The 25,484-nt window shown below is 32.8% G+C and carries 20 protein-coding genes and 2 pseudogenes; 13 read left to right on the top strand and 9 right to left on the bottom strand.

Annotated elements, in window-relative coordinates; all coding sequences use genetic code 11:
• Window positions 1-286: 286 nt before the first annotated feature.
• The 3 genes from ACFEL2_RS05415 (at window position 287) to ACFEL2_RS05405 (ending at window position 4,773) form a co-directional block, all read left to right on the top strand.
• Window positions 287-1,339, top strand: coding sequence for a hypothetical protein (locus tag ACFEL2_RS05415; RefSeq protein ID WP_375331709.1), 1,053 nt, complete (start codon window positions 287-289; stop codon window positions 1,337-1,339).
• A 65-nt stretch (window positions 1,340-1,404) separates the two neighbouring features.
• Window positions 1,405-2,427: a transposase gene (locus ACFEL2_RS05410; RefSeq protein WP_375332393.1), complete on the top strand. Its 1,023-nt coding sequence runs from the start codon at window positions 1,405-1,407 to the stop codon at window positions 2,425-2,427.
• 3 nt (window positions 2,428-2,430) lie between these two features.
• Window positions 2,431-4,773: a tetratricopeptide repeat protein gene (locus ACFEL2_RS05405; RefSeq protein WP_375331708.1), complete on the top strand. Its 2,343-nt coding sequence runs from the start codon at window positions 2,431-2,433 to the stop codon at window positions 4,771-4,773.
• A 1,033-nt stretch (window positions 4,774-5,806) separates the two neighbouring features.
• On the opposite strand, the gene ACFEL2_RS05400 is transcribed toward ACFEL2_RS05405, so the two are convergent.
• From ACFEL2_RS05400 to ACFEL2_RS05360, 9 genes and pseudogenes are all read right to left on the bottom strand, one after another.
• Window positions 5,807-8,620 (bottom strand): hypothetical protein, encoded by a 2,814-nt coding sequence (locus ACFEL2_RS05400; RefSeq protein WP_375331707.1) that lies wholly within the window; start codon window positions 8,618-8,620, stop codon window positions 5,807-5,809.
• 323 nt (window positions 8,621-8,943) lie between these two features.
• Window positions 8,944-9,189: pseudogene (locus ACFEL2_RS05395) on the bottom strand (helix-turn-helix domain-containing protein); the annotation flags it as partial.
• Between the two features lie 60 nt (window positions 9,190-9,249).
• Complete coding sequence (locus ACFEL2_RS05390) at window positions 9,250-9,435, bottom strand: hypothetical protein (RefSeq protein WP_375331706.1); 186 nt, start codon at window positions 9,433-9,435, stop codon at window positions 9,250-9,252.
• Window positions 9,436-9,802: 367 nt separating this feature from the next.
• Complete coding sequence (locus ACFEL2_RS05385) at window positions 9,803-10,069, bottom strand: helix-turn-helix transcriptional regulator (protein WP_375331705.1); 267 nt, start codon at window positions 10,067-10,069, stop codon at window positions 9,803-9,805.
• A 109-nt stretch (window positions 10,070-10,178) separates the two neighbouring features.
• Entirely contained in the window at window positions 10,179-10,739 is a 561-nt protein-coding gene (locus tag ACFEL2_RS05380) for a recombinase family protein (RefSeq protein WP_375331704.1), read from the bottom strand.
• Between the two features lie 57 nt (window positions 10,740-10,796).
• Entirely contained in the window at window positions 10,797-10,955 is a 159-nt protein-coding gene (locus tag ACFEL2_RS05375) for a hypothetical protein (RefSeq protein ID WP_375331703.1), read from the bottom strand.
• Between the two features lie 69 nt (window positions 10,956-11,024).
• Window positions 11,025-11,252 (bottom strand): annotated as a pseudogene (locus ACFEL2_RS05370) (IS481 family transposase); the annotation flags it as partial.
• A 534-nt stretch (window positions 11,253-11,786) separates the two neighbouring features.
• Window positions 11,787-15,116: a hypothetical protein gene (locus ACFEL2_RS05365; RefSeq protein ID WP_375331702.1), complete on the bottom strand. Its 3,330-nt coding sequence runs from the start codon at window positions 15,114-15,116 to the stop codon at window positions 11,787-11,789.
• Window positions 15,117-15,810: 694 nt separating this feature from the next.
• Window positions 15,811-16,965 carry an IS4 family transposase gene (locus ACFEL2_RS05360; RefSeq protein WP_375331701.1) on the bottom strand — a complete coding sequence of 385 codons (1,155 nt, stop codon included), beginning with the start codon at window positions 16,963-16,965 and terminating at the stop codon, window positions 15,811-15,813.
• A gap of 498 nt (window positions 16,966-17,463) precedes the next feature.
• Here ACFEL2_RS05360 and ACFEL2_RS05355 point away from each other — a divergent pair, with 498 nt between their 5' ends.
• From ACFEL2_RS05355 to traW, 10 genes are all read left to right on the top strand, one after another.
• Window positions 17,464-17,817 (top strand): hypothetical protein, encoded by a 354-nt coding sequence (locus tag ACFEL2_RS05355; protein ID WP_375331700.1) that lies wholly within the window; start codon window positions 17,464-17,466, stop codon window positions 17,815-17,817.
• A gap of 50 nt (window positions 17,818-17,867) precedes the next feature.
• A complete protein-coding gene (locus tag ACFEL2_RS05350; protein ID WP_341751222.1) occupies window positions 17,868-18,152 on the top strand; it encodes a hypothetical protein in 285 nt (94 codons plus the stop codon).
• 46 nt (window positions 18,153-18,198) lie between these two features.
• Complete coding sequence (locus tag ACFEL2_RS05345; RefSeq protein WP_341751221.1) at window positions 18,199-18,804, top strand: TraE/TraK family type IV conjugative transfer system protein; 606 nt, start codon at window positions 18,199-18,201, stop codon at window positions 18,802-18,804.
• A 27-nt stretch (window positions 18,805-18,831) separates the two neighbouring features.
• A complete protein-coding gene (locus ACFEL2_RS05340) occupies window positions 18,832-19,572 on the top strand; it encodes a type-F conjugative transfer system secretin TraK (RefSeq protein ID WP_341751220.1) in 741 nt (246 codons plus the stop codon).
• A gap of 1 nt (window position 19,573) precedes the next feature.
• A complete protein-coding gene (locus tag ACFEL2_RS05335; RefSeq protein WP_341751219.1) occupies window positions 19,574-20,902 on the top strand; it encodes a TraB/VirB10 family protein in 1,329 nt (442 codons plus the stop codon).
• Window positions 20,902-21,219 carry a hypothetical protein gene (locus tag ACFEL2_RS05330; RefSeq protein WP_341751218.1) on the top strand — a complete coding sequence of 106 codons (318 nt, stop codon included), beginning with the start codon at window positions 20,902-20,904 and terminating at the stop codon, window positions 21,217-21,219. Before ACFEL2_RS05335 ends, ACFEL2_RS05330 begins: the two co-directional genes overlap by 1 nt.
• A gap of 17 nt (window positions 21,220-21,236) precedes the next feature.
• Window positions 21,237-23,990 (top strand): TraC family protein, encoded by a 2,754-nt coding sequence (locus tag ACFEL2_RS05325; protein WP_375331699.1) that lies wholly within the window; start codon window positions 21,237-21,239, stop codon window positions 23,988-23,990.
• Between the two features lie 37 nt (window positions 23,991-24,027).
• Window positions 24,028-24,555, top strand: coding sequence for a hypothetical protein (locus ACFEL2_RS05320; RefSeq protein ID WP_375331698.1), 528 nt, complete (start codon window positions 24,028-24,030; stop codon window positions 24,553-24,555).
• A gap of 95 nt (window positions 24,556-24,650) precedes the next feature.
• Window positions 24,651-24,869, top strand: coding sequence for a conjugal transfer protein TraD (locus ACFEL2_RS05315; protein WP_375331697.1), 219 nt, complete (start codon window positions 24,651-24,653; stop codon window positions 24,867-24,869).
• Window positions 24,870-25,484, top strand: coding sequence for a type-F conjugative transfer system protein TraW (gene traW, locus ACFEL2_RS05310; RefSeq protein WP_341751214.1), 615 nt, complete (start codon window positions 24,870-24,872; stop codon window positions 25,482-25,484). It abuts the gene before it with no gap.

Genomic DNA, 25,484 nt, shown 5'->3' with positions numbered 1-25,484 from the left:
CTAATGATAGAAAGCACTAAATTGCAGAAACGAATGATTGTCATCGCGAGCCACGAAGTGGCGTGGCGATCCAAATAAACAGCTGGCTAGTTTTATTTTTTGCCGCTGCAACTTTTGGATTGCCACGTCACAGCTTTGCTGCTCCTCGCAATGACGTTTATGCATTTTCTAAAATAAATTTCTCTATCATTAGTTGTGACTTTTAAACTGCCCTGCCCTTTAACTGCTTTGCTCAGATTTGAGTTAAGTAAAGAAAATAAATATAATAGAAACTGGAGAACTAACAATGTATAAAAACAACCAAGCCCATGCATTAAATGCTCAGGGGATAGCATTAGAGACTGAAGGATATAATGCTACTGACCCAACAACAAAAATAGCAAAATATGAGCTTGCAAGACTGCGATATAAGGAGGCTGAAGAGCTAACAACAAATGCTAGCAACAAGACCATATATAAAAAAAACCAAGCCCTAATGTTAAATAAACAAGGGATAGCATTAGAGACTGAAGGAGATAATGCTACTAATACAATAACAAAAATAGCAAAATATGAGCTTGCAAGACTGCGATATAAGGAGGCTGAAGAGCTAACAACAGATGCTAGCCATAAGACCATGTATAAAAACAACCAAGCCCATGCATTAAATGCTCAGGGGATAGCATTAGAGACTGAAGGATATAATGCTACTGACCCAACAACAAAAATAGCAAAATATGAGCTTGCAAGACTGCGATATAAGGAGGCTGAAGAGCTAACAACAGATGCTAGCCATAAGACCATGTATAAAAACAACCAAGCCCATGCATTAGATGCTCAGGGGATAGCATTAGATACTGAAGGTAATAATTCTACTAATACAATAACAAAAGTAGCAAAATATGAGGCTGCAAGATTGCGATTTAAAGAGGCTGAAGAGCTAACAACAAATGCTAGCAATAAGACCATATATAAAAACAACCAAGCTTTACTATTAGATAGACAAGGGCAGCTATTAGTGGCAACTGATCCTTCAGGAGCTATAGCTAAATATAACGAGGCTTTATGTAAAGCTAATGACTGGTATACTATTGCTTCAATTAAAAACAACCAAGCTGCTGCATTAAATGCTCAGGGAAGGGCATTAGAGACTGAAGGAGATAATGCTACTAATACAATAACAAAAATAGCAAAATATGAGGCTGCAAGATTGCGATTTAAAGAGGCTGAAGAGCTAACATTAGATGCTAGCAATAAGAGCCTATATAAAGACAACCAAGCTCTAATGTTAAATAAACAAGGGCATCTATTAGTTGCGACTGATCCTGCTGGAGCTATAGCTACAAAACTTACGCTATGAGAAAAAAAAATGGTAAATTATGTTGAGTATAATTTACAAATGCCAAGAGGATAAAATTGCAAGCAATACCAATTAATAGGACAGATTATTGTCAATTTCTAATAGTGAGTCAAAAGAATTACAGTTTGACCTACTATGCTGAACATGCCAAAAAATGTAGCCATGATGTTATTAATAGATTTTTAAAAAATGAAAAATATACACCTTCTTTGTTATGGGAACATATTAAGGATGATGTTATTTTATCGCCTAACGGATATACAATATTTGATGATACGGTGTTAAATAAAAGAAATACCAAGAAAATAGAGATTGCTAGATCGCAGTACAGTGGGGCTACAGGTGGTATTACTACTGGTATAGGAGTAGTAAGTTTGGTATATTATAATCCGGATATTAATAAGTTTTGGGTAATAGATTATCGAATTTTTTCGCCTGAACATGATGGAGCGACAAAACTAGAACACCTATTAAATATGTTAAATAATGCTGTGTATAGCAAAAAGATTCCTTTTCAAACTGTGCTTTTTGACACATGGTATGCTACGCATAAAATTATGCAACATGTTGATTCTTTGGGTAAATATTATTATGCTCCTATTAAAGCAAATAGAAACGTTACTAAAACTTCCTCTTCTAAGCCTTATAAAGCTGTTAGCAAGTTAACGTTTTCAGATGAAGAAATTAAGAGCGGAGTAGAGATTCATATAAAGGGCTTTGCAAAAGATAAGCATGTTAATTTGTTTAAACTTACTGTTTCTACCAACAGAGTTGATTATATTGTTACCAATAACAAAACTCAAAAATCTTCTAAAGCCGTACAAGATGAGTGTGGCTTTCGTTGGGTAATTGAGAGCATGCATAGAGAAATCAAGCAACTTACCGGTATAGAACGATGCCAATGCAGAAAACAACGCATCCAGCGTAATCACATTAGTTGTGCATTTTTAGTGTGGGCTTTTCTAAAAAGAACTGCACACAAAATAGGTAAGACGGTTTATCAAATAAAGTTAGGGCTTTTAGATCATTATATGCAACAGCAGCTGCGTTCACCCTCTTTACGCTATTTAGAACCTTACATAGCGTAAGTTTTGGCTAAATATAATGAGGCTCTGTGCAAAGCTAATAGGCAGGATACTATTGATTCAATTAAAAACAACCAAGCTGCTGCATTAAATGCTCAGGGAAGGGCATTAGATACTGAAGGTAATAATTCTACTAATACAATAACAAAAATAGCAAAATATGAGGCTGCAAGACTGCGATTTAAAGAGGCTGAAGAGCTAACAACAAAGACCATATATGAAAACAACCAAGCCCTAATGTTAAATAAACAAGGGCAGCTATTAGTTGCGACTGATCCTGCTGGAGCTATAGCTAAATATAACGAAGCTTTGTGCAAAGCTAATAGGCAGAATACTATTGATTCAATTAAAAACAACCAAGCTGCTGCATTAAATGCTCAAGGGCAAGCATTAGAGACTGAAGGAAATAATGCTACTGACCCAACAACAAGAATGGAAAAATACGAAGCAGCATACAATAAATATCAAGAAGCTTGGGATCAATGCTCTACTAATAGAGCTATAGATTTAGATGTTTATAACAACAACAAAGCTAACATATTGCACAGCATAGGATTAGAGTTTTATAATAAAGGTGATTATTTAAAGGCTGAAAACTATTTTAATCAAGCCTATTATGGGTGTACAGGCGGATTTAAGCACGAGCAAGTTTTCAAAGATATGAGTGATAAAGCGAAGGCTAACTACACTGCAGAACAACAACATAACGATATGCCTAGGGATAGTTTTATACAAGCCCAAGATTTAATAACAAAGGGAATGTCAAACGTAGAAAGTCTAGAGGAAAAGGAGAACACCATAATTATTGGGAATACTAGGGGAGGGAAAAGTACGGTAATTAATTATCTTCTATCTAATCCTTTAAAAGTTACAAAACTTGACCCGAATGCTAAAGGCAAGGATGGTAAGGTATTAAAGATATTTGCTGTAGACCCAACAGCAGGACCTGAGATAGGAGCTACTGGTGGATCTATGACCACAGTTCCTAAAAAATGGTATAATCCGGATGGAGCATATAAAAAAGCTATATGGGATTGTCCAGGGTTTGGTGATAATAGAGGACCTGCCGTAGAGATATCTAACGCATATCTTTTATCTAAGTTACTTAGCAATGCTAGAAATATAAAGATAGTTTTGGTTTCTGATATTGACGATATTACCAGCGATAATCCTGCAGGTTTTGTGAGACTAATAAAACAAGTAAATTATCTCTTTGGTGACTTAGATAAAATTAAGAATTGTAGTGTATTGCTTGTTACTAAAGTAAAGAATTACGATGTTAATGACATAGTGGCTGACATCACAAAAATTGCTAAAGATGTACAAGATCCAGAGCTAGATAAGGCATTTGTTCAACATCTAGCCGATAATAAACAAATAACTATTTTTGCAAAAGCTCGGGAGGAAGGTCTGCTTGATAGCAAAGATGCTGAGATGATAGCGAAAGATATTAACCAAATTGATAGCGAACGGCAATTGCCTGTAAAGGTAGGGATTTCTCCAGACACCAAGGTCTTTATCTATAAAAATAGCTCTGTACTTTTAGATGATATTATGGAATGCTTCAAAATATTGTCACTTAAACTCAGCTCATCAATTGATGTTACGCGAATAAAAACAACAGATGAAGCGGAAACAGCTCGTATTCAATTAATAGAAATGGTAAAGAAACTTAATTTTAATGATTATGAAGTAAATATAAAGGATTTGATTAAAAGAATACCTAGTATATTTGAAGAACAAAAGCAATGGATCAATTATAAGAATCGTGTAACGGACAAGGAAATTGCAGTGTTGAGTGCTAAATTAGATCTAGTGTTTTTTATAAAAAGCATTAATAGTGGTTTAGAAACGTTGGAGATTGATGACTTTAGAACTGATTTAATAAGTGCAGGTCATAAGTTAAGTGAAGCAATTACGACACATCTTCTAATATTGCAACAGCAGGAAAATAAAATAACTCAGGAACAGATGCAAGAACAAATAGCAAAAGTCCAAAAGCAAGCAGAAGAGACTCGAAAAAAGTTACAAGAAGAAAGCGAGCAAATGAGGAAATTACAAAATGACTATAACGCAGAAACGGCAAAACAAAAAGCTGATAATGCAGAGTTGCTTAAGAAGCAAGTTATGTATGTGACTAGGGAAGAATATGACAATCCGTTGCTTAACAAGCCTAGAGTTATTGAAGAATATATAAGTAAGTTTGGCAAGAAGTCTTTTGATGATTTACTAACTTTAACCTCTAAATTAGAGAAAATTGAGGTTAAAGAAGTACTGGAACAACAAAACCCCATAGATTCCTTGGCTATGTTAATGGGATTAGATAGCGAAGTTTATAATGTAAATTAATGAGCAACATTATCATGCCAAGCTTATCTAGAGAAAGGTCATAGCGAACAAGCACAACACTAGACAACAAAGGAAGTAACATATGAATTACCAAATATTAGTTTGGGTCATTGGAGCATTTAGCCTAATTAACCCTAGTTGCCAATTAATTGGGTCTATCAGAAAGATTGTATAAGTATGATGTCAGAGTTAGTCCATCTTTGATCGACATTTGCGGGTCTATCAGAAAGATTGTGTAAGTATGATGTCAGAGTTAGTCCATCTTTGATCGACATTTGCCCATTTATTTATAGACCTTGTTACAAGCTAATTGTCAGATAAAATTACGACTTATCTTTTAGTACTTAATATATTTTTTTGTTTAATAGCAGATATAAGTTTAAGTTTACTTTCCATCCTACTCTCTAACCTCTGTGTATTAGTGAATTAAGCGTACTTATACTAACGCTATACTGCTGACCCCTTCCCCATGTACATGGCTTTCCCATGCTCAGAGTACTATGAGTCAGTCCGACTTCCATTGTATCATCCTTTAATCCTTGCTCTTGACAGCTTGTTTTAAAGTACTCACTTGCGTAAGAATACAATGGATATCCTAGGTTCAGGTAAATTCCATCTTGTAGCGTGTCGTGGTCTGGGACTCCGGTAGAGCAATAGTTGCTTGCCTTGTCGCAACTACACATTCTGTTTTCCATGAGATGAAGCATGTCAATCTCTACGATGTTGTAGATTTCGAAGCTTATATCCTTCACTTGCGTTACAACCCACTACATCCCTCCTCTCAGCTTCACATAATTCGTTACCTCCCTATGTGTGAAATTTGGTTCTACGCTGTTGGCTAAACTTTGCGTAGGTTGGATTCCCACCAACTGTATTTTATCTGCTTTGCCTAGCACCACCATCTTTCTACACTTCCTTGCAGAAGTCGGGGGAAAGCCAATGGATGAAATCATTGAATTTACCGGGTTAACTATTCGGTTATTTTTCCACAACCTTTAAACTGCCATGATTATCTTTAAAGCCTCTTCCTCTTCTAACTTTCGACAGTTATGATTTCTTCCCCCAAGCAATCTACTTCATGATATATGTTAAGATCATATACTTGAGCAACATTGTACTTTAAAGTATAATCTTCTTCCTGTGGATGATGTTCTGTAGCACCAAAAACTTTTATAACATTAATCTTATTCTTAAGTGCCTTTCTTATACCAGCATGATTAGTTTTGTGATTAAAGTCTATTAAAACAGCACCATTATCGTTTTTATAAATTGTGCTTGGCCATAACCTAGCATCTCCATCTATTTTAAGTTCAAAAGATTTGCCTACCCTTTTAACCCCATTATAATTTTTTACTATACCTTTCTCTAAAGCAGTGCTAAACGCCTTTTGCTCAGACTTCTCTAATGAATTGAACAGATCAGGGGCAATAATAGCATAAATATTATGGTGTTCCTTACCAATATTGACAATATTTTCATTCTTTGTTGTATATGATACATCATTAGAAATGTGCCAAACTTGATGATTTTCTTGAGGATGATCAGAAGTCTTATCATGAGAAAATCGAGTACTTTTTTTAAGATTTTGATAATATTGATGTATAATTGCCCAGTGGTTTAAACATTTTGTAACAAAATTTTCTTTGTATAAGGAATCTTCTTGAGACTTACCTTCAGAGCTATATTTTTCTAAATCACGATTAGAGCTATCAATATGACTGTTCGCAGGAATCAATATCTGTTGTTCTTCACTAATAGTTTGATTTATAATTTCTAAAGAAAAAGTAACTTCATCATCTTCAGCGATTTTATTAATAACGTTTTTAATTTCATCTTCTGAGTTTGAGGTTGAAGTTGTTGCAGGATCTTTTGATAACAGATGATAGTGACATATATCAATTATGGTTTGATAAGCACTTAAAAACTTTTCCTTTATGGCATTACACGTATTGTATATTTGTTTAATATAACTCAAATTTTCTTTTAGAAATTCTTTATTATTATCTGAAAATGCATTTAACACTAAGCCTAATTTAACCTCATTAAGGTAAATTTTAGGTTCTATTTCATATTGAAATGATTTATGAAATTTTAACAAATTTTCTGCCAAATCTAAATAATGTTTAGTTTGCACTAAGTCTTCAATAGTTAAATATAAGTCTGCTACTTTTATAACAGTTATAAGATCTCTCCCTAAACAATCCTTGTTTAGGAGCTTATCTAAAACTTTTTGATAATTTATTTGTTCTATCTCATTTTTAGACCAATATTTTAAACAACTTAGAATCCTCAAGGTACTTTCAGCTGTGTCACTTTCAAAGCTCGGGTCATCAACTATCTCCTTTATAGTGCTAACACTACACTCCCCTGTTTGCATGATGAATGCATATGAAAATTTTACAATAGTTGTATAGATTTCTTGGCTTTGTGTTGAAAAAGCTTGCTTAATTATTTCTAGCTCTTCCTGTATCTTTTTAACAAATGCTCGATCAAAATTATGATATGAAAACAAATCTATGAATATTCTTTGAGCTTCACCAGATAAATTAAATTTACTAACTAAATGAGCAAGAATACCATTTTTAAATGAACCACTTTCTATATTATATAAAGCTATTAATAAACCATAAAAATCTTGCTCTATCTCACTACCATTAGCATATTTCATCAATTCTAATGATACTTCAATTATTTCTTTTAAATTTGTCTTATGCTTGCAGTAATAAAGACGTAGTCTATAAGCATGGTGTTTACTACTATCGGTTACACCATTATTATCAACGGTTAATTTAACTAATTCGCGAGTATAATCATCTAGTAATTTTTCATCTATTTTTGTTAATGACCCTATTTTTGTAACATATCGCTCTATTAACTCCTCATAGTAAGCCATCTTTAATGAATTTAATGGCACATCTTTTATAATAGAACTTATTATTTTTATATAATTATCAATATCTATATTTTTATAACATTCCCTTAAAAGTTTACCCACAACACAAACCTGAACTATATAATAAGATTCATTATTATTCTGTGTCCGGAAAAACAACTTCATGTGTCGAGCAATCTCATCTGTTTTGTTATTTAATATAACATTGAAACATTGTAAAAGCTCTGCTGACGTTCCTAAACTTTCTGCTGACCACGGCTCTTTCTTGGATACAAGTAAACATCCTCCTAATTTTTGAGTGGATGTAATCGAATATCCTTCTAATTCTTTCTTTAATTTCTCTACATTTTGATCATAATCTTCTTTATTAAAATCTTGTTTTAGTATTTCTGAAGCGTTTTTAGCCCCTTTTTTCTCTTTTAACCATTGAATTAATTTTTTGTTTTGCCGTATGTCTGATTGAATGCTTAATATATTCTGTAAAGATTCTACCAAATCTAATAATGTTAAGTTATCCTTGTCTAACATATTAGGATCAAATAAATTACTCAAAACTTCACTATTCAACAAATATTTGAGAACATCTTCCTCATCTTTCTTTATCTTTAAATGCTCACGAATGAATATAAGGTTAAATAATATTGTCCTAAATTGTGAGCTTTCTATTACAGTATCATCTATTTTCTGAACAAAATTTAACAAGAATTTCTCTATAAGTTTTATATATTTTATTTTTTGTCCATTAGTTATATCAGTTGCACTGACGGAAGATAAAATACGTTTGAGTATAAAATCTCCCATAGTAGATTTATTATCATCCTCTAAAGGTGTAAGTAAAACTCTTTCCAATTGCTCAGAGTGTTTTTGCTCAATGCTAGTATTATTTACTGAGCTGCTAACTGGTACGCTATTAGTTGAAGATTTTTTTGGAGAGTGTTTATGTTTTTTTTTCATATAAATTGTTTATGTTTTTTTCATATAAATAACAAGACCATCCAAAACGGTTCTGTCTTTTTAAGTGTGTAAATTCTAAAATAGGCACTTAAATCCTCTCCTCAAATTTTATCAAAAAATGAGCCATAACAGCATTCCAATTTGGAATAGGCATAGTCCATTTTTGGTCATTAGTACCGCAAAGTATGGCAAATTTGTATTTTTGTGCAATTCTTCCAAACCCCTTATATTACAAGGATTCATAGGTAAATCTTGGTACATTCATACAATATCCGGGTTAGGCAATTCTTTTTGTTGTAGAGACAATAACATTTTCTTTTACTTCACTGCTCTTTAGTCATTGAGTGTATCAATGCATTAATAGCTTGTTGGTCTGCTGGGTTACGAATTTTCATAAAATTCCTCGACACTTCTATACACATACGTTGATGCTGAGTTTGGACAGGCTCAATATTTTTCTCTAATGCTTTAGCAGTAAGAATTAATCTACCTATCGGAATTCTATTGAAACCAATCTCATATTTTTGTAATTGTTGATGTGTTACCTCTATTAATTTTGCAAGTTGCTGAGTAGTCTTTTGCTATTTCCTATATGCTCAATTAGTCAATTGTGATATAACTACTTAATACTATTTCAATTTACTAATTTGTATTTTAGTTAAGCCAGTAAATTCAATAATTTCATCTAACGGTTTATTTTTAATTAGCATAGTTTTTGCTACCGCTTTCATCGCTTCAGCCTTACCTTCAGCTTTACCAATTTGAATCCCGTACTGTGTACCCTCTTCTATATATTTTTGTGCAACAGTTCTCATAATGCTACCTTTTTCTTCTTCAGATTAATACTGAGATGTTTCAGGAATTTCAAAGAAATCAATATAAACAATCCTTCAATAAGGACAAGTGATATCGTAATTATTTGGTACAACATATTAACTCCCCCTATAATCTTTGTTAAAATAAAACACAAAGCAAAAGTATAAGAGGTTTCTATAGAGAATGAAGTTGATTTGACGGGTAAGTTTATTTATCATATTGTTTAACCTTGTTAACTATGGTTGTAACTGATTAACACATTTAGTATTAATCAGTTTGTACTAAATCTTCAAGTATTTTTCGGTGGTCAAACTTTGAAATCTGAAGATTTAGTACAGGATATTAGCACTCTAAGCAAAGATAAACTTAATTACGCTCAATCGACCTATCTACTGCAATAGCATATCTATAAATTGTTTGTAGACTTGGAAAATGCTTGCCACTTTCTAAACGAGCAATTACAGACTGAGTAGTATTCATTTTTTCTGCTACCTCGCTTTGAGTCATATTAGCCTTTACTCTTGCTGATATCAAAGCATAAGCTACTTCATACTCCAAAGCAGATGTTTTATATTCCTTCTGTACTTCAGGATTTGAGAGTAATTTTTTTCTTAAAGATTCATATTTTATCATAATCTATATCTTTCATTTTTTGTCTTGCTACTTGCAGTGCTTTCCTAGATGTTATGTTGTTATTAGTAATTATCAGTTATAAAGCTAGTATAGTACAGAAACACTTTAGTTATGCTAACTCTGCTTGCCAATTATAAAGGGTTTGTCTAGAAACTTTTGCCATTTTTGCTATATATGATACTGGATAATCACCAGTTTTCATCATTTTTACATATTCTTTTCTTACAGATTCATCTGCCGAATGGACTCGACCTTTATATTTTCCTAGTTCTTTTGCTCTTTTCACCCCTTCATAAATTCTTCTATTTATTAATCTTCTTTCAAAATCAGCTATAGAACCCATTATATTGAACATCAACATTCCTGCGTCTGTTCCAGTATCCATTTGTTCCTTTAGACTTTGAAAATTTATAGAATGCTCTTTTAAGTGGCTAATTATATCTATCAAATCTTTTAAACTTCTGCCTAATCTATCAATGGAAGCAATAACTAAAGTATCACTAGCTTGAATTCTATCTAATAGTTTTGTTAGCTCAGGTCTTTTATAATTCGTACCGCTAATAATTTCAAAATAGACTTCTTTACATCCCACAGTTTTTAATAAAGCTATTTGTTGGTCTAAAGATTCGCGTTGATGTTTAGTAGAGACTCTAGCGTAACCAATTTTCATACTTTATACCTTATTTATTAGCACTGAGAGTTATTATATAACCTCAGCATTCGTATCTTAATTATTTGTGGTTAGGCGATTTAAAGTATCATACAAAGTAGAACGTTTAATGCCAAAGTTTCTACAGATAGAAGCTTTGGTTTTGCCAACTCTTAAAGCTTCTTGGATTTCTTCCATACCTCTATCAGTTTGCAAACGTTGTATAGGAAAAGGCATACGTTCTATAACCTGTTCCAAAAAAGTTACAGTATTTGTAGCAGTACGCCGATTAATGGCGTTTTAAATTCAACGGAATGAGATACCATATAAACGCTTTAATTCACTATGAATGCGTCGTGATCCTAGATTCCTTTCTTTCCTTAACTTAAGTATAAGATTTTCATCAACTTCACTTCTTTTTTGAAAAAGAAAGTTTTTGGGCTTACTACTAATATCACACAAACCATTTTTACCTAATACTTCATAGCGTTTGTACCACTTGCGTAATGTAAAGCGTGAAATACCACAATGTTCGCATACCTTTCCTGCATGCTCTCACTGTTTATATAACTTAATCCAATTCAAACGCAACTTAATCTTAGCATCCATTACAAATGACCTTGTAAGTCCCTAACTTAATTCCTATTATAACAAGCTGTAGTAATCAAGTTTTTTAATAATTAGATACTATTTTTCTTACATTTCTGTTGTAACAAGGTCTATAAATCACACAGCTAATTGGTAAAAAATACTGATTGATCCACTGATCAGCAATTTTGCAAAAATCATCGACAAAACAAAATAATGCGGTAATATCTTTCTTCTTGGGGAAACTCTTGTTTTTTTTTGCTAAAAACTTATATAGAGTATCTTCTATTCCTTGTAAATACTTACATTCCTACCTTCCTTAATCTAGAATTCGGGTGATTAGGTTTAGGGTCAATTCTTATTACAATTTTTACTCCAAAAGGGTCAAAAGCTCATTACAATTTACAACTAAACTCTGATCATGGGTGTCAGTAGAATGCCTCTCTACCTTTGCATTAGTGGCATGATGAATAATTCCAGCTAATAAGGAATATTTGGTACTTCTAAAGACAATTCAGAAGTACTTGGCGGTAAGGTACCAAACATTGTTTCTTCAGGGGTTATAATATTATCTATATATTGATATAGTTCTGTTATAGTATTGTCCGTCTCATAATAAGGAATCCTGAAGACTGCCTCATAACCTAGGAGGTGGTTCAACAAGAGGGTATTAAGTTTTGTTGCAGCATTAAGCTCCTGACTATTGACAATAAAATGAGGAGGTCCATCTACCTGAACTATGATTTTTTCATCATCTTTATTAAGCATGATACATATATCTACGCTAGTAGCTAGTTCTGGTATCCAGTATTCTGAATATATTTTTATTGCTGTGTTTTTATATTTATTAGTAATAGCATTAAATATAGTTTTTTGTAAAGTTGATGTCCGAGGCTCTAATTTATTTGAATCTATTATTTTGCCAATAGATTCATAATTCTTTTCCTCTAATAATCGATCCTCAAATAACCGTTGCAACATATTTGCTCCTACCCATATTTGCATTACTCCTTCTATAGATACCTTACTAAAGTCAAGTTTGTTTATTGCCTCTCGTAAAGCTTTTTCCGTTGACAGATAATTATTGTGTGTCAACATAGAGAGAACCATAAGAGCATAAATACTGTTAGTCAGTTCTTGTGTATTAAATTCATTAATTTTACTTATAGTCGCCGCCTGCCAAACTTCCAAGAATTCTTTTGAAGGTTGTATTTCTAATTTACTAAAAGCATAGATAATATTAGCCAAATTCTGACTGTTAAAGGTCTGTTTCACAGCCTCTACCTGCCAAGCGTTCAAGAATTCTTCTGAAGGTTGTACCTCTAATCGACCAAAAGCATAGATAATATTAGCCAAATTTTGGCTGCTAAAGGTCTGTATCTGCTTTACGCCTTCTGACAACCAAGCTTCCAAGAACTTTTTTAAAGGTTGTATCTCTAATTTACCAAAAGCATAGATAATATTAGCCAATCCTTGTCCACTAAATTTGTCAATTTTATCTTTAGTGACTTCGTTAATTCTATCTATAGTAACTTTCTCCCAAGCGTTTAAAAGCTCATCTGAAGGTCGTACATTTAATTGACCAAAGGCATAGATAATATTAGCCAGCCCTTGTCCACTAAATTTGTCAATTTTATCTATAGTAACTTTCTCCCAAACGTTTAAAAGATCATCTGAAGGTCGTACACCCAACTGAGCTAATTGACCAAAGGCATAGATAATATTAGCCAATCCTTGTCCACTAAATTCGTTAATTCTATTTTTAGCGACTTTCTCCCAAGCGTTTAAAAGCTCATCTGAAGGTCGTACATTTAATTGACCAAAGGCATAGATAATACTAGCCAATCCTTGTCCATTAAATTTGTCAATTTTATCTTTAGTGACTTCGTTAATTCTATCTATAGTAACTTTCTCCCAAACGTTTAAAAGCTCATCTGAAGGTCGTACATTTAATTGACCAAAGGCATAGATAATACTAGCCAATCCTTGTCCACTAAATTTGTCAATTTTATCTATAGTAACTTTCTCCCAAACGTTTAAAAGACCATCTGAAGGTCGTACACTCAACTGAGCTAATTGACCAAAGGCATAGATAATATTAGCCAATCCTTGTCCACTAAATTTGTCAATTTTATCTATAGTAACTTTCTCCCAAATCATTAAAAGCTTATCTGAAGGCCGTATACTCAACTGAGCTAATTGACCAAAAGCATAGATAATATTAGCCAGCCCTTGTTCACTAAATTCGTTAATTTTATCTTTAGTGACTTCGTTAATTCTATCTATAGTAACTTTCTCCCAAATCATTAAAAGCTTATCTGAAGGTCGTACACTCAACTGAGGCAATTGACCAAAAGCATAGATAATATTAGCCAGTCCTTGTCCACTAAATTTGTCAATTTTATTTATAGTAACTTTCTCCCAAACGTTTAAAAGATCATCTGAAGGTCGTATATTTAATTGGGCCAATTGACCAAAAGCATAGATAATATTAGCCAGCCCTTGTGCATTAAATTCATTAATTTTATCTATAGCAACTATCTGCCAAATTTCCCAAAACTCTTTTAAAGGTTGTATGTTTAATTTGGCAAAAGCATAAATAATGCTAGCCAATTCTGAACCTTTAAAGTGTTCTATATCCTTCTTCTTTGAAGAATTGTCTCCCGAAGTATTTTCGTACTCATGTACTATCTGCATGATCCGATCGCTCAGCCCTTTTTTATTGCCTCCATTCTTCAAATCATTTGAGTATATCTTCGTTATAGTCTCTATCTGCCAAGCTTTTAAGAACTCTTCTGAAGGTTGCCGCCCTAATTGACTAAAAGCATAGATACTATTAGCCAATCCTTGTGGGATAAATTCTCTAATTTTATTTATAGCTGCCTTTTCCCAACTTTTTAGGAATGCTTCTAAAAACTCTATACTTGAATAATCTGAATAATTGATTTCACAAGACTTTGGAGTACTAGTTTGTTCACGTACTAAATGTACGCTGCACTTACTCAGTTCTTGTTTTTCGTTCCAATTATTCGGATCGTTCAAATATAAATATAATTTACAGACCCCATAAATACCATTAACCAGTTCTTGTGCTTTAAATTCGTCGATTTTATTTATGCTCGTTATTTTCCAACATTCCAAGAACTTTCTTAAAAGAGATATATCCTTATGCTTTAAAGAATTGGCTTCATAAAATTTCGAGGCACTCTCACTTAATGGTTCATGTACTAAATTAACACTCTGCTCACTTACCCCTTGTTTATTATCCACATTATTCAAATCATTCGAACATGACTTTAATTGACTTAAAGCATAAATACTGTTAGCCAAATTTTGGCTAGTAAAGTTTTCTATTTGCTTTATAGTCTCTATCAGCCAAACTTCTAAGAACTCTTCTGAAGGTTGTACATTTAATTTGGCAAAGGCATAAATACTATTAGCCAACTCTTGAGGATTAAATTCTAGTATGTACTTGGTAGCAGTATACTCCCAGTCTGCCAAAAACTTTATAGATGGTTTGAAAGGGTTCTGCATTTTGAGAGATATTTTCATAAACAAAGTAATTATTGTACTAAGCCCACGAGCATTAAAACCATGCTTATATCCCTTTTCTTGAATCCACATAATTTCACTTGCTCTATTCTGGATTAAATCCAAATCATTAACAATTAAATCCGAATTACCAGCAATTATAATATTTTGCAATGCCTGACATAAATTGATTGATCCCATGTTAGCATATGGATTAAAAGATGTATTAAAGCTCTGATGGCGACTAGTTGCAGGGGAATACTTATTAAATTTGCTCATTGTGATAGTTTATTGAGTTAAATTACAGAAACGGGGCAAAAGCGAACTAGCAGCATGCATTTTGCTCAAAATAACTTCTTTTTATAATTCGCATATTAATCCTCCATCCAATTTATGTTTTTAGTTTTAGTTGTAAATAGCTCCATTTAACCCGATATAACAAGTTATTCCAAATTAGGTTATATCTGTAAATATAACAGATTTTTATACTCCACTAATAGCAATTTTCATTATTTTTGCAGGATTGCTTATTTTTTTCTTTCCCCAATACATTACTCTTTCACACATCTTTTTAAAGACTTATCCTTATTCCAAATTGAGCCAAATTACTTAATCACCATAATTCTAATTTATTCTGTGATAGTGCAAAATAATTATGCAAAAAAAATACTCTGCAACTCGCATCATAAAAAGGTTTTAAGAGTATATAGGTTTATCGGCGGGGATTTATGCTTATCAATGGCATTCGGTTAAGCATTTGCTCCTCCTAAATTGCGATAAGTTGACCATTTATTCCTAGGCTTATGTGAGATACGAGGATAATGCCTTCCAGGTCGTAACTTTTGTCTAACACGCACGATTGACCTCATTATTTTAGGTAACCAATTTATTAATAACTCACAACTAGCTAGAATTAAATTTTCTAAATACCTACCCATCACCAATAAACAATTTTTAAAGTTTATATTTAGTATCATAACAGGACTAAAAATATTGTTAGAATCCTCTGCTCTGTGTTGTCAATATCAGTTCCACCTTTTATAGGTGATGGTAATAGATGCTTCGCTTCAAATTCAACAAATCTAGATAAATTAATTAATAACAAATGGGCGTATAATTCCTGCTTAACTCCACGTGCTGTCTTGGCATGAAAATCTTCTATTCCAATAAATTGTTTTGATATTTTATAAAGTTCTTCAATTCCCCAGCGTCCATGATATATTTCAGCAAAACACTCTTTAGGATAAGCTTCGCTTATTAAAGTGGTAGCATACACATATATTTCATTATTAATCTTATGTTTAATTAACCGTACCGACAAAGGCTTTATATCTAAATCAAACCCTTTCTTCTTCAAATCACGTATTACAGTTATTGAAGGCATATATTCAATAACTGTGTCATCTTGTTGGCTGTTCCAAAAATCTAATACTTTGCTATTAGTACCGCTCTCTTGTACTTGTAAACGGAAAATCCCTTGTATTCCTTGTTCCACTACCTTGTACAAGAGTAAATAGCTAAAATATCCTCTATCAAAGACTATGATATCTTTTTCAGTTAATTGCTTCATATGCTCAAGTGCACATAACCTTTCATTCATGTGCGTTACAAAACTAAAATCAGATATAACTTTTTCTTGCAAATTATAAAGACAGCTCATTAAACCTTGTGGATAGTAACGTCCTCGCTCTTCAGCATACAATTTATAACCATCATTAATTAATTCTCTAGGCACATTTACACGCGATCCATCTACAGCGAATATCCGATGATTATTCCAAGTGGGAAGATCTTGATTCTTTTGCCAATGATTTATTAGCTCTTGGTTCAATTCTTTAAAAATATCTTCAGATAATTTTTGTCTTGCTTCACAAAGTGATGAAGCAGCTATAGAGTTTACTTGAGGCAGTTCTATATTTTTTTCTGTGCAAACTTCCCAAAATTGTATTAAGTTAATACTGTAACCTTGTCGACTTTTACTCTGCACTAACTTAAGTATAATAGCCACTAATAATTGTGTACTCAATATACGTTTTCTTTTTTGCCATTCGGCATCAAACTTATCACTTATTTTTTTAAATATATTTTTTACTTCAGTCCAAAAATTTAAAGATTTTTTGCTAACCATAATATAACTCCAGTTTTTTTATAACTTATGAAATTTATTATACCACGCTTTATCTCCTTAACCGAATGCCATTGCATTGTAATTACCCCCTATTTTTTATCTATAAAAATGGACACTGAGGTTAGTTTTAGAAAGTAGTAGACTGTTTGACACCACCTTGCATAGTATCCACACCACATTTAATTCCACTAATTGACAGAGTCTAGAGAAAGTTTTTGCCTAGGGTATTTTTTTGCGAAATTTAATAGATCAGCGGTAGAATAGAGACACTAGGAAAAATATTATCTTAAAAAATACGACAACATCAAACACCAATGCTTGGCAGTTGAAGAGTATTGTTTTCTAACTGTGTAGTCTTCAAAAATATGGGTGATAATGACACCTATTTATTTTAAAGAGAATCACGTAATTTATCCTCTTAAGTTTAGTTATGCCTCTACAACGGGGAAAGTACCAAGAAAAAAAACACTAGTAGATAGTTAACAAAAGAGGAAGATTATGGTGGATTCAAAGAAAATACCAGCCACAAGTAAGGAAATAACTAGCAAACAGAATTGTCTAGATGATAACTGGAGTAAGAGTTTTTTATATCTTAGTTATGGAATAATTGGCATTTTACTTACCCTTATTACATCAGAAAGTTTAGCAGTAGATTTAGGTAAATTTGGTAAAGGTGTAACTGAACCACTGGTAAAATTTGCCGCGGATTACTGGGTTTATGGTGCTGGTATTGGTGGTATTACCACAGCCATTATGTCTGAAGGTGATGGTCGCGTTCGGGTATTTCGTGGCGGTACAGTTTTTATAGGTAGCAGTGCCGTTTGTATGGGCATACTTTCTGCTATGACTTAAATCAAGTGTAAATTGTAACAATATTGGTTTTTTACTTGTGAGATTCAATTATGGAAAGAGTACGATTTAATAATTGTTTAAACAAACACGTTAGATTTTGGAACATATCTATTGGTTCAATAGTAGGGGGCATTAGCTTTGGGTTAATCATTTTATGTTTTAAAGGCGTGCTATGGTCTTTTGCTGGTGGTGCTATTGGTTTTGCTATAGGTGGTTGGTTTATGCATCAATGGTGGCTTGGAATAATCCAGCGTTGGTTCTATTGGCATCTACCACTAACTAGGCTGATTATATCAGCTAATTTACCAAAGTCTCATGTAAGGCTGCTTATGTAGTAATACTAACTTAAATGTAAATAGATATGAATGAGCAGAGATAAAAATGGAGAAGATAATAGCAATAGGTAACATCGAACAAGTAGCAAGACAGCGAAACTTGTTTTTAATACTGACGTTGCTGCTTTGCCTGACTGTTTTAGGACTATCAGTTAAATTATTGACAAACAATGAGAAAGTAATATTGATGCCAAGTCTTAGCCAAGAAGTATGGATTAGTAATAATGGAGTCTCCAAAGGATATTTGGAAGAAACAAGTTTAATGTACCTACCATTGTTACTAGATTTAAATTCAGAAATAATAGACTACAAAGCAGGTATCATATTTAAATATATTTCGCAAAGTGATGCTACCTATATGAAAAATATTCAAAATTATTTTGCAGATAGCAAAGAGAAGTACAAAAAATTTGCTTTATCAACCTATTTTTCTATCAAAAGCTTGGAAGTTGATAGTAAGAATTTGCAGGTAATAGCTGCTGGCATGCTAACCTCAAGGTTTGGCGATAAGGGCTTTGAGGTTAGTCCTGCTTCTTATCAATTATCTTATGAATGGGCAGGTAGACAGCTAAGACTTAAAGAATTTGTAAGAATCAAAGAAGGTCAAGAAACGGCACAATATAACAAAGAAAATGATAAAGATAAAAAATAAAGGATAAGAAAAATAAGAGAATAAATAATGATCAAAATAATACTAATAATTGCCATGATACTAATGAGTAATGCAGCACTTGCAGCACAAGAATTTGAATATATAGCTGGCAATAAAATCAAGGCTAAAATAAGTGCAAGTAACGTTAATAGAATAGCATTTGGCAAAATAGGCATAGCACAAATTATTGGTGATGAAAGCAAGTATAAAATAATAGCGGATAGCAAGGCACAAAACATATTTTTACTACCAAAAGTTCCAGCTGCTCAGACTTTGGAGCTAGCCTTAGTCAACTTTTCGGGGAATGTTGCTGATTTAATACTTGAAGTGGAAGATATGGAAGGGCAAATTATTAAAATTTCCATGGATAATTTTTATAATAAGTCATCCAATGGTTTCCTAAATAATTCAGCTGTTAACAATAAATGGTCAGTAACCATCCAAGAGCAAGAAATTGCTGGAATGATAAGGAACATGATTGCTGACAAGGAAGGTAAATATTACGTTACTCATGTAAAAAGAAAAATTGACCGCTTACGTAATATAGGACTTTCCATAGAGCAAGATAGGATTTACCGTTTTGGTAAGCTTATTGGAGCAAGACTAGTAGTAATCAACAGGAAAGCTCAAGGCTTAGTTCATCTTAAAGAAGTAGATTTTAGTAATCTATTTGATTTTTGTTTAGCTACCACTATCGACAAAACCATACTTCTTCCTAAAGATAAAGGATTTGTTTGGATAGTAGCAAAGGAGCAAGATAGGGACTGACATGACAATATTTGCAAAGCTTAAAGAAAGACTCTTTTTTTTATTAGGAAAGAGTATACAGCTTAAAGTTTCAAATGAAGCTCCAGTGGATAGTTCATTTATAGCTGACAGTCAAAAACAGTCGTTAGATGCAACTAATAATAAGGAGATTAGACGTAAACAGTATAATTTCTTGTTACTGCTTTTGGGTGGTAGCATCATTACAGTACTTGTTCTAATCAACATAATGCAAGGAAAAATTAAGCACAAAGCAGTTATTAATGATAATACTAAGCCTAAATTAGAAGTAGCAAGTGAAGCGTTAGACCCGGAGAAAATGTGGCACAACCACTTTGAAGATTTATTAAACGACAATAGGCGTAAATTTGATGAACGCTTACAGTTAGCAGAAACAAACTTTAGAGAAAAAGAACAAAAGCTACAAGAAGAGATAAAATTAGAATTAACTAAAATGCAGATTCAACTAAATTTTGCTAAAAATGAGCTGATCAGTAGCACAGAAGAATTAAAAAGAATGCGTCAAATTCACCAAGAAGCAGAGCAAAATACAAAAGGTAAGGATTTTGGCAGTGATGTAAATATTGGTGTTATAGACTTAAATGGTGAAATAGAATTTGATAAACCAAAAGATACTAAGATTTATATCCCTGAAACTTCTTATGTTAGTGGCTATTTACTTGGTGGTCTTGCAGTATCTACTGCATTAAATAGCCCAGATGAACATGCTGCTCCAATAGTAATTAGACTAACAGAAAGAGGCAACTTACCCAAGAACTTTAATCTTGATATTACTACCTGCCGTATTTTAGGTAGTAGTTATGGTGACTTATCCAGCGAAAGAGTAATTATCCGCTTGGAGAAAATGGTTTGTATTGATCCAATCACAGAGTTAGTAACTACCAGTAACATAGCTGGAATAGTGCATGGCCCAGATGGTATGAATGGCATTAAGGGGAAAGTAGTAGCTACGAGCAGTAAGCATATAAAAAATGCCTTAATAGGTGGAGTTATTAGCGGGCTTAGCCAAAGTAGTAAAGGTCTAGATAGTATGACTATCACTAGCCTTGGAACAATTGCTAGCCAAAAGAAAGGTTTTAAGGATATGGTAACAGATGGTATTTTATCAGGAACATCGAATGCTGCTGAGAAAATAGCTGACTATTACTTAAGAATGGCAGAGAACATGTCGCCTGTTCTTACTATACCTAGTGGAGTAAAGGTAGATGTTGTCTTCATGAAAGGCTTTTTTGTCGGAGAATTAACCACCCATAAAAAGATAGCCAAGGAAAGAACCAAAAAACCAACAAATAAACAATACGGAGAACAGTAATGCAAGGAATATCAAAGATTTTACTGATTATTACATTATTTAGTTTATCTGCCTGTGGTGGATATGGTTCATCGTTTAGTTGTAAAGACGCAAGTGGTTTTAATTGTGTGCCTTTGAGCATAGTTGATCAAAAAATTAATAGCGGAGAAATTGTCGAAGTAGAACTAAAGGAAAGGGCAAAGTGTCAAGGAAGAAATTGCTATGCTAGACACTTGGACAAACCTGACATTAAAGCTAATAAGGTTCATAAAATAAAGTTGCAACAAGAAACTAATCAGAAAGTACTTAAAGATGGCAGCTTGTTATATATCAAATAAGACAATGAGATGATCATATGAACATAGCTAATTTCTTACAAAATATAGGTAATATTTGTGGTTTGGCTAGTACTGCCGAAGTAAATTACGGCAGTACACAATTGTTGCAAGAACATATCGAACAAAATACTAAAGGAGCAAAATCTTTAGCAGGATATCTAAGTTATCGATATTTTGATCCTAAATGTAATATCTTCTTTAATGAAAATAATGTAATAGGCTTCATGCTAGAAATAGCTCCGATAGTTGGAACAGATGTTAATTTGGAAAAAAACTTAAGCTTATTTTTTAATAATGAATTACCAGTAAATTGCTATTTACAATTTTTACTGATTGCCAGTCATAATATAGAGCAAAAACTAAAATTATGGAGTAATGCTAGAAGTAATCCTAATCAGATGTTACAGCAATTAACAGAATTCCGTAGAGAATTTATTAGTAAATGTGCTAAAGATTTTACAAGTTCAGATGGAAGGATGGCTAAAGATTTTCGGATATATGTTTCTTTTAGCAAAAAAAGTGAAGGTAATAATAGTATAAAATCTATTGAAGAAGTAGTAGCATTCCAAAGCAAATTAGTAAAAAAGCTGCAAGCAATAAAATTATCTCCCCGTATATGTGATGCACAAAATTTAATGTTTGTAGCAGGCGATATGGCACAAATGCAAATGCAAGAAAGATCAAGTCGTAAATATGATCCAATAAATCCTTTAGCTAATCAAATCTTGACGCCACTTTCAAGAACCATTGTTAAAGAAGACTGCCTAATTCATCTAGATAGTATTTATAACGATAATGGATTAAAACCAAACAAATTAACATCTAATAAACTAGCCTCTAACCTAGATTCTAACAAGTTGGTCTCTAAATGTTTTTACCCAAGTATGCTACCAGAGCAATGGTCATTACTGGAGATGATTAATTTACTTGGTTCAGCCAGTGATCATAGTTTACCAGCAAGGCTAATAATTAGTTACACAGTGGCAAATAATATAAGTAAAACACAAAGCTCAAAAATTCTAGCAAGAGGACATAGAAGCATACATGCTGCTGAACAATGGTATGCAAGGCATGATACTAACTTGAAGAAAGAAGCTTTAGAGTGGCGGGAGATAATTGCTAAAGCTAAAAATGGTGAGCAGTTTTTGACAGAATCACTGCAAATAATGATTACTGCACCTCAGTCAGAAATAGAAATAGCGGAGGAATTTTTAATTAGCCTATATAATGCACACGACTTCCAATTACAAGTTAACAAGCATCTCCAATTACCAGCAATGTTATCTCAGTTACCAATGCATCAGGCACTTAGCTGGAAGTTTTTACAGCATTTCCAGCTAGTTAAAATTGCTCAGGCTAAAGAAGTGATAGCCAAGTTGCCGATCCATGGTGAGTGGAAAGGAGTAAATCAAAGTGGAGTTCTATTAACAGGACGCAGAGGTGAGTTATTTAATTGGAATCCATTTGTAAGAATCAATAGCGGTAATTACAATGTAGCTGTTATGGCCCCATCTGGTTCAGGTAAGTCAGTATTTTTGCAAGAACTAGCTACTTCAATGCTAGCACAAAACGCTTCAGTATTTATCTTAGATATAGGTGGTAGTTATCAAAATATCTGTGAGTTAATCGGTGGGGAAACAATTAGATTTAATCAGCATAGTAATATTTCTTTAAATCCTTTTGCTCAAATAGCAGGTAGTGGAACAAAGCACGCTAAGGCTCTTTCTATGCTTGCTAGAAATTGTAATTTAGTGGAAATAGGATCAGTTACTGGTTTGTCCTTAGAACAAATTGAGATGCTTACTGCTAAGGATCAAGACCAAAACCTAGATCTAGATCAAAGAATAGAGATATTACAGATAGGCAATCATTTTGTTACTAAAGATAGTATCATATACGCCAAAAGCATTATTGGTGCTATGTGTGGTATTAGCAAGGATGCTCATAAGGAAGCTATCATTGAACGAGCAATAAATGAGGGTATAGAAAAACATGGTACTACGCTAGATATTACCAAACTTACTAAAGTATTAGAAGAATTAGAGGGAGCAACTACAGCAAAAGCTCTTGCTGAAACTTTATACCCTTATAGTGAAAAAGGAGTACATGGTAAATTTTTTGAGCAAGGTAAAGCTGCATCATTTAAAGAAATACTAACCATTTTTGAGTTTGAGGAGGTCAAGAATGATCCAATATTACTGGCGGTAATATTACAGGTAGTATTGATGCAAGTAACTATGCAGTTCTTATGTGGTGATAGGTCGAAGCAATTTTTACTTATTGTTGATGAAGCTTGGATGATTTTAGATTATTCAGCCAAGTTCTTAGAAAGCTTTGGTAGAACTGTTAGAAAATATGGGGGTTCATTAGTGATTTGTGTACAAAATTTTACTGATTTTCAAAAAAGTGATGAGCGTAGGAGCATTTTAGAAAATAGTGCTTGGACGGTAATATTAAAGCAAGATGAGAAAGGACTAAACTCATTTAGTACTTCAGAAGCCTTTAAAGATATTGTGCCGTTAATTGAGTCTATTAGTTTGATACCAAGTAAATATGCTGAGATGCTGCTGATATCTACTGGCTTAAAAGTTGTTGGACGTCTTAGTCTAGATCCATACTCGCAAGTATTATACTCAACAGAAGCAGCTGATTTTCAATATTTACTAGAAGCAAGACGCAGTGGTCTTAGTAAAGATGAAGCAGTAAAAGCCTTGGCAAAAAAATATGGTGAGCTAGCTACTCTGCCAACTATAGAAAAAATGGATAAGTAATAATACGAAAAAGAAAATAAAAAATATAAGTAAGTGTATGGAGATGAATAGGAACATAAATATAAGTAGTGATAACGAATTTAGCGAGAAACAAATTGTTGTTTTACTTGTGTCTATCCTACTTGGAGTTGGAATTGGTTGGCTTGGGTTTTTGTTACTTGGTGATATTGGTAGTCAATGCAAGATTATGTATGTATCACAAAAAGAAATATTAAAGTTAGAAAAAGAAAGGGTAAGTAAAGAATTAGAAGAAGCAAAAATAAACCAACAACCAAAAGAAAACGATTTATTTTTTGGTCACATTAATCAGGCAATAGAACTAATAAACGAGGAAGCTCAAAAATATAAAGATAAAAGAACTAAAGTAATATTTGCAACTGATGAATTTATTACAGGAGAAGGAGTGATATCAATAAGCAGGCAAGTACATCAGAATGTAATAGAGAATTTAGCAAAACTAATCAGTAACCTAAAGTGGGATGATTTAGGGGATGATTCAAAAGGAACAAATATTAAGAAACAGCAAAAACTATCAAATAACAACCAATTAAACAATAACCAATAAATTAGAGAGATTAAATGTACGAAAAAATTCAGTATCCATTTTATAACAAAGCAAACAGAGACAATATGAATACATATAATAATTACAGGTATAGTATGAATAATCAAAGGACTAATTATTTAGAACGCAAACAAGATGCTAGAAAAAAGATTATGCTGGGTGGACTGATAATAAAAGCAGGATTAGATTACTTGCATCCACAAGATGACCAAGCTCTGTATGGTATGTTGCTAGTCAGTAAAATGCTACTCGTTAGCAAACCAGAGATGCTTGAGCAATGGAGAGAAATAGGGAAAGATTTAAAGAAAATATAAATGAAACTAATACTAACAATGATTTTAGTAATTCTACTACCACAAATAACTATTGCTAAGGATTTTGGCATATATGGAACAATTTTTGAGGTTAAAGAAGAAGGATTTTTAGCAATGATCGAAAGAAAACTAAAATTAGTTGATATAGAACAGGAGAAAAGCAAGATGTTAGAAATCGCTAAAACTCGAATAGAGCAACCGGTAGCAGTTAGCAATATCAAACGTACTCAAAAAGCACAAGATTTTACTTATGATCCAAGCTACATAATAAAAGAGGATATTATTTTGCCAGATGGCAAGCTACTTCACAAGATAGGTACAAAAGTTAATCCACTAGATTATATAAACTTGGACAAGAAGTTGATATTTATTGATAGCAGAGATAAAGAGCAGGTTGAGTGGTTTAAGCAGCAAAAAAGCAGCTCCGTAATAAAGGCAGAAGACAAGTTGATATTAGTAGCTGGTAGACCACTTGATTTACAGAAAGAACTTGATAGAGAAGTATATTTTGATCAAGCAGGAGTTTTAACAACAAAATTTAAAATTAAGCAAGTACCAGCAATAATTCAGCAGGAAGGAAAAGTTTTAAGAATAAAAGAAGTAGAAATTGATTAG

The organism is Candidatus Tisiphia endosymbiont of Temnostethus pusillus (assembly GCF_964264675.1).
Taxonomy (GTDB): Bacteria; Pseudomonadota; Alphaproteobacteria; order Rickettsiales; family Rickettsiaceae; genus Tisiphia.
The sequence above is the reverse complement of the archived record's forward strand: the minus strand, read 5'-3'. Positions and strand labels throughout refer to the sequence as shown.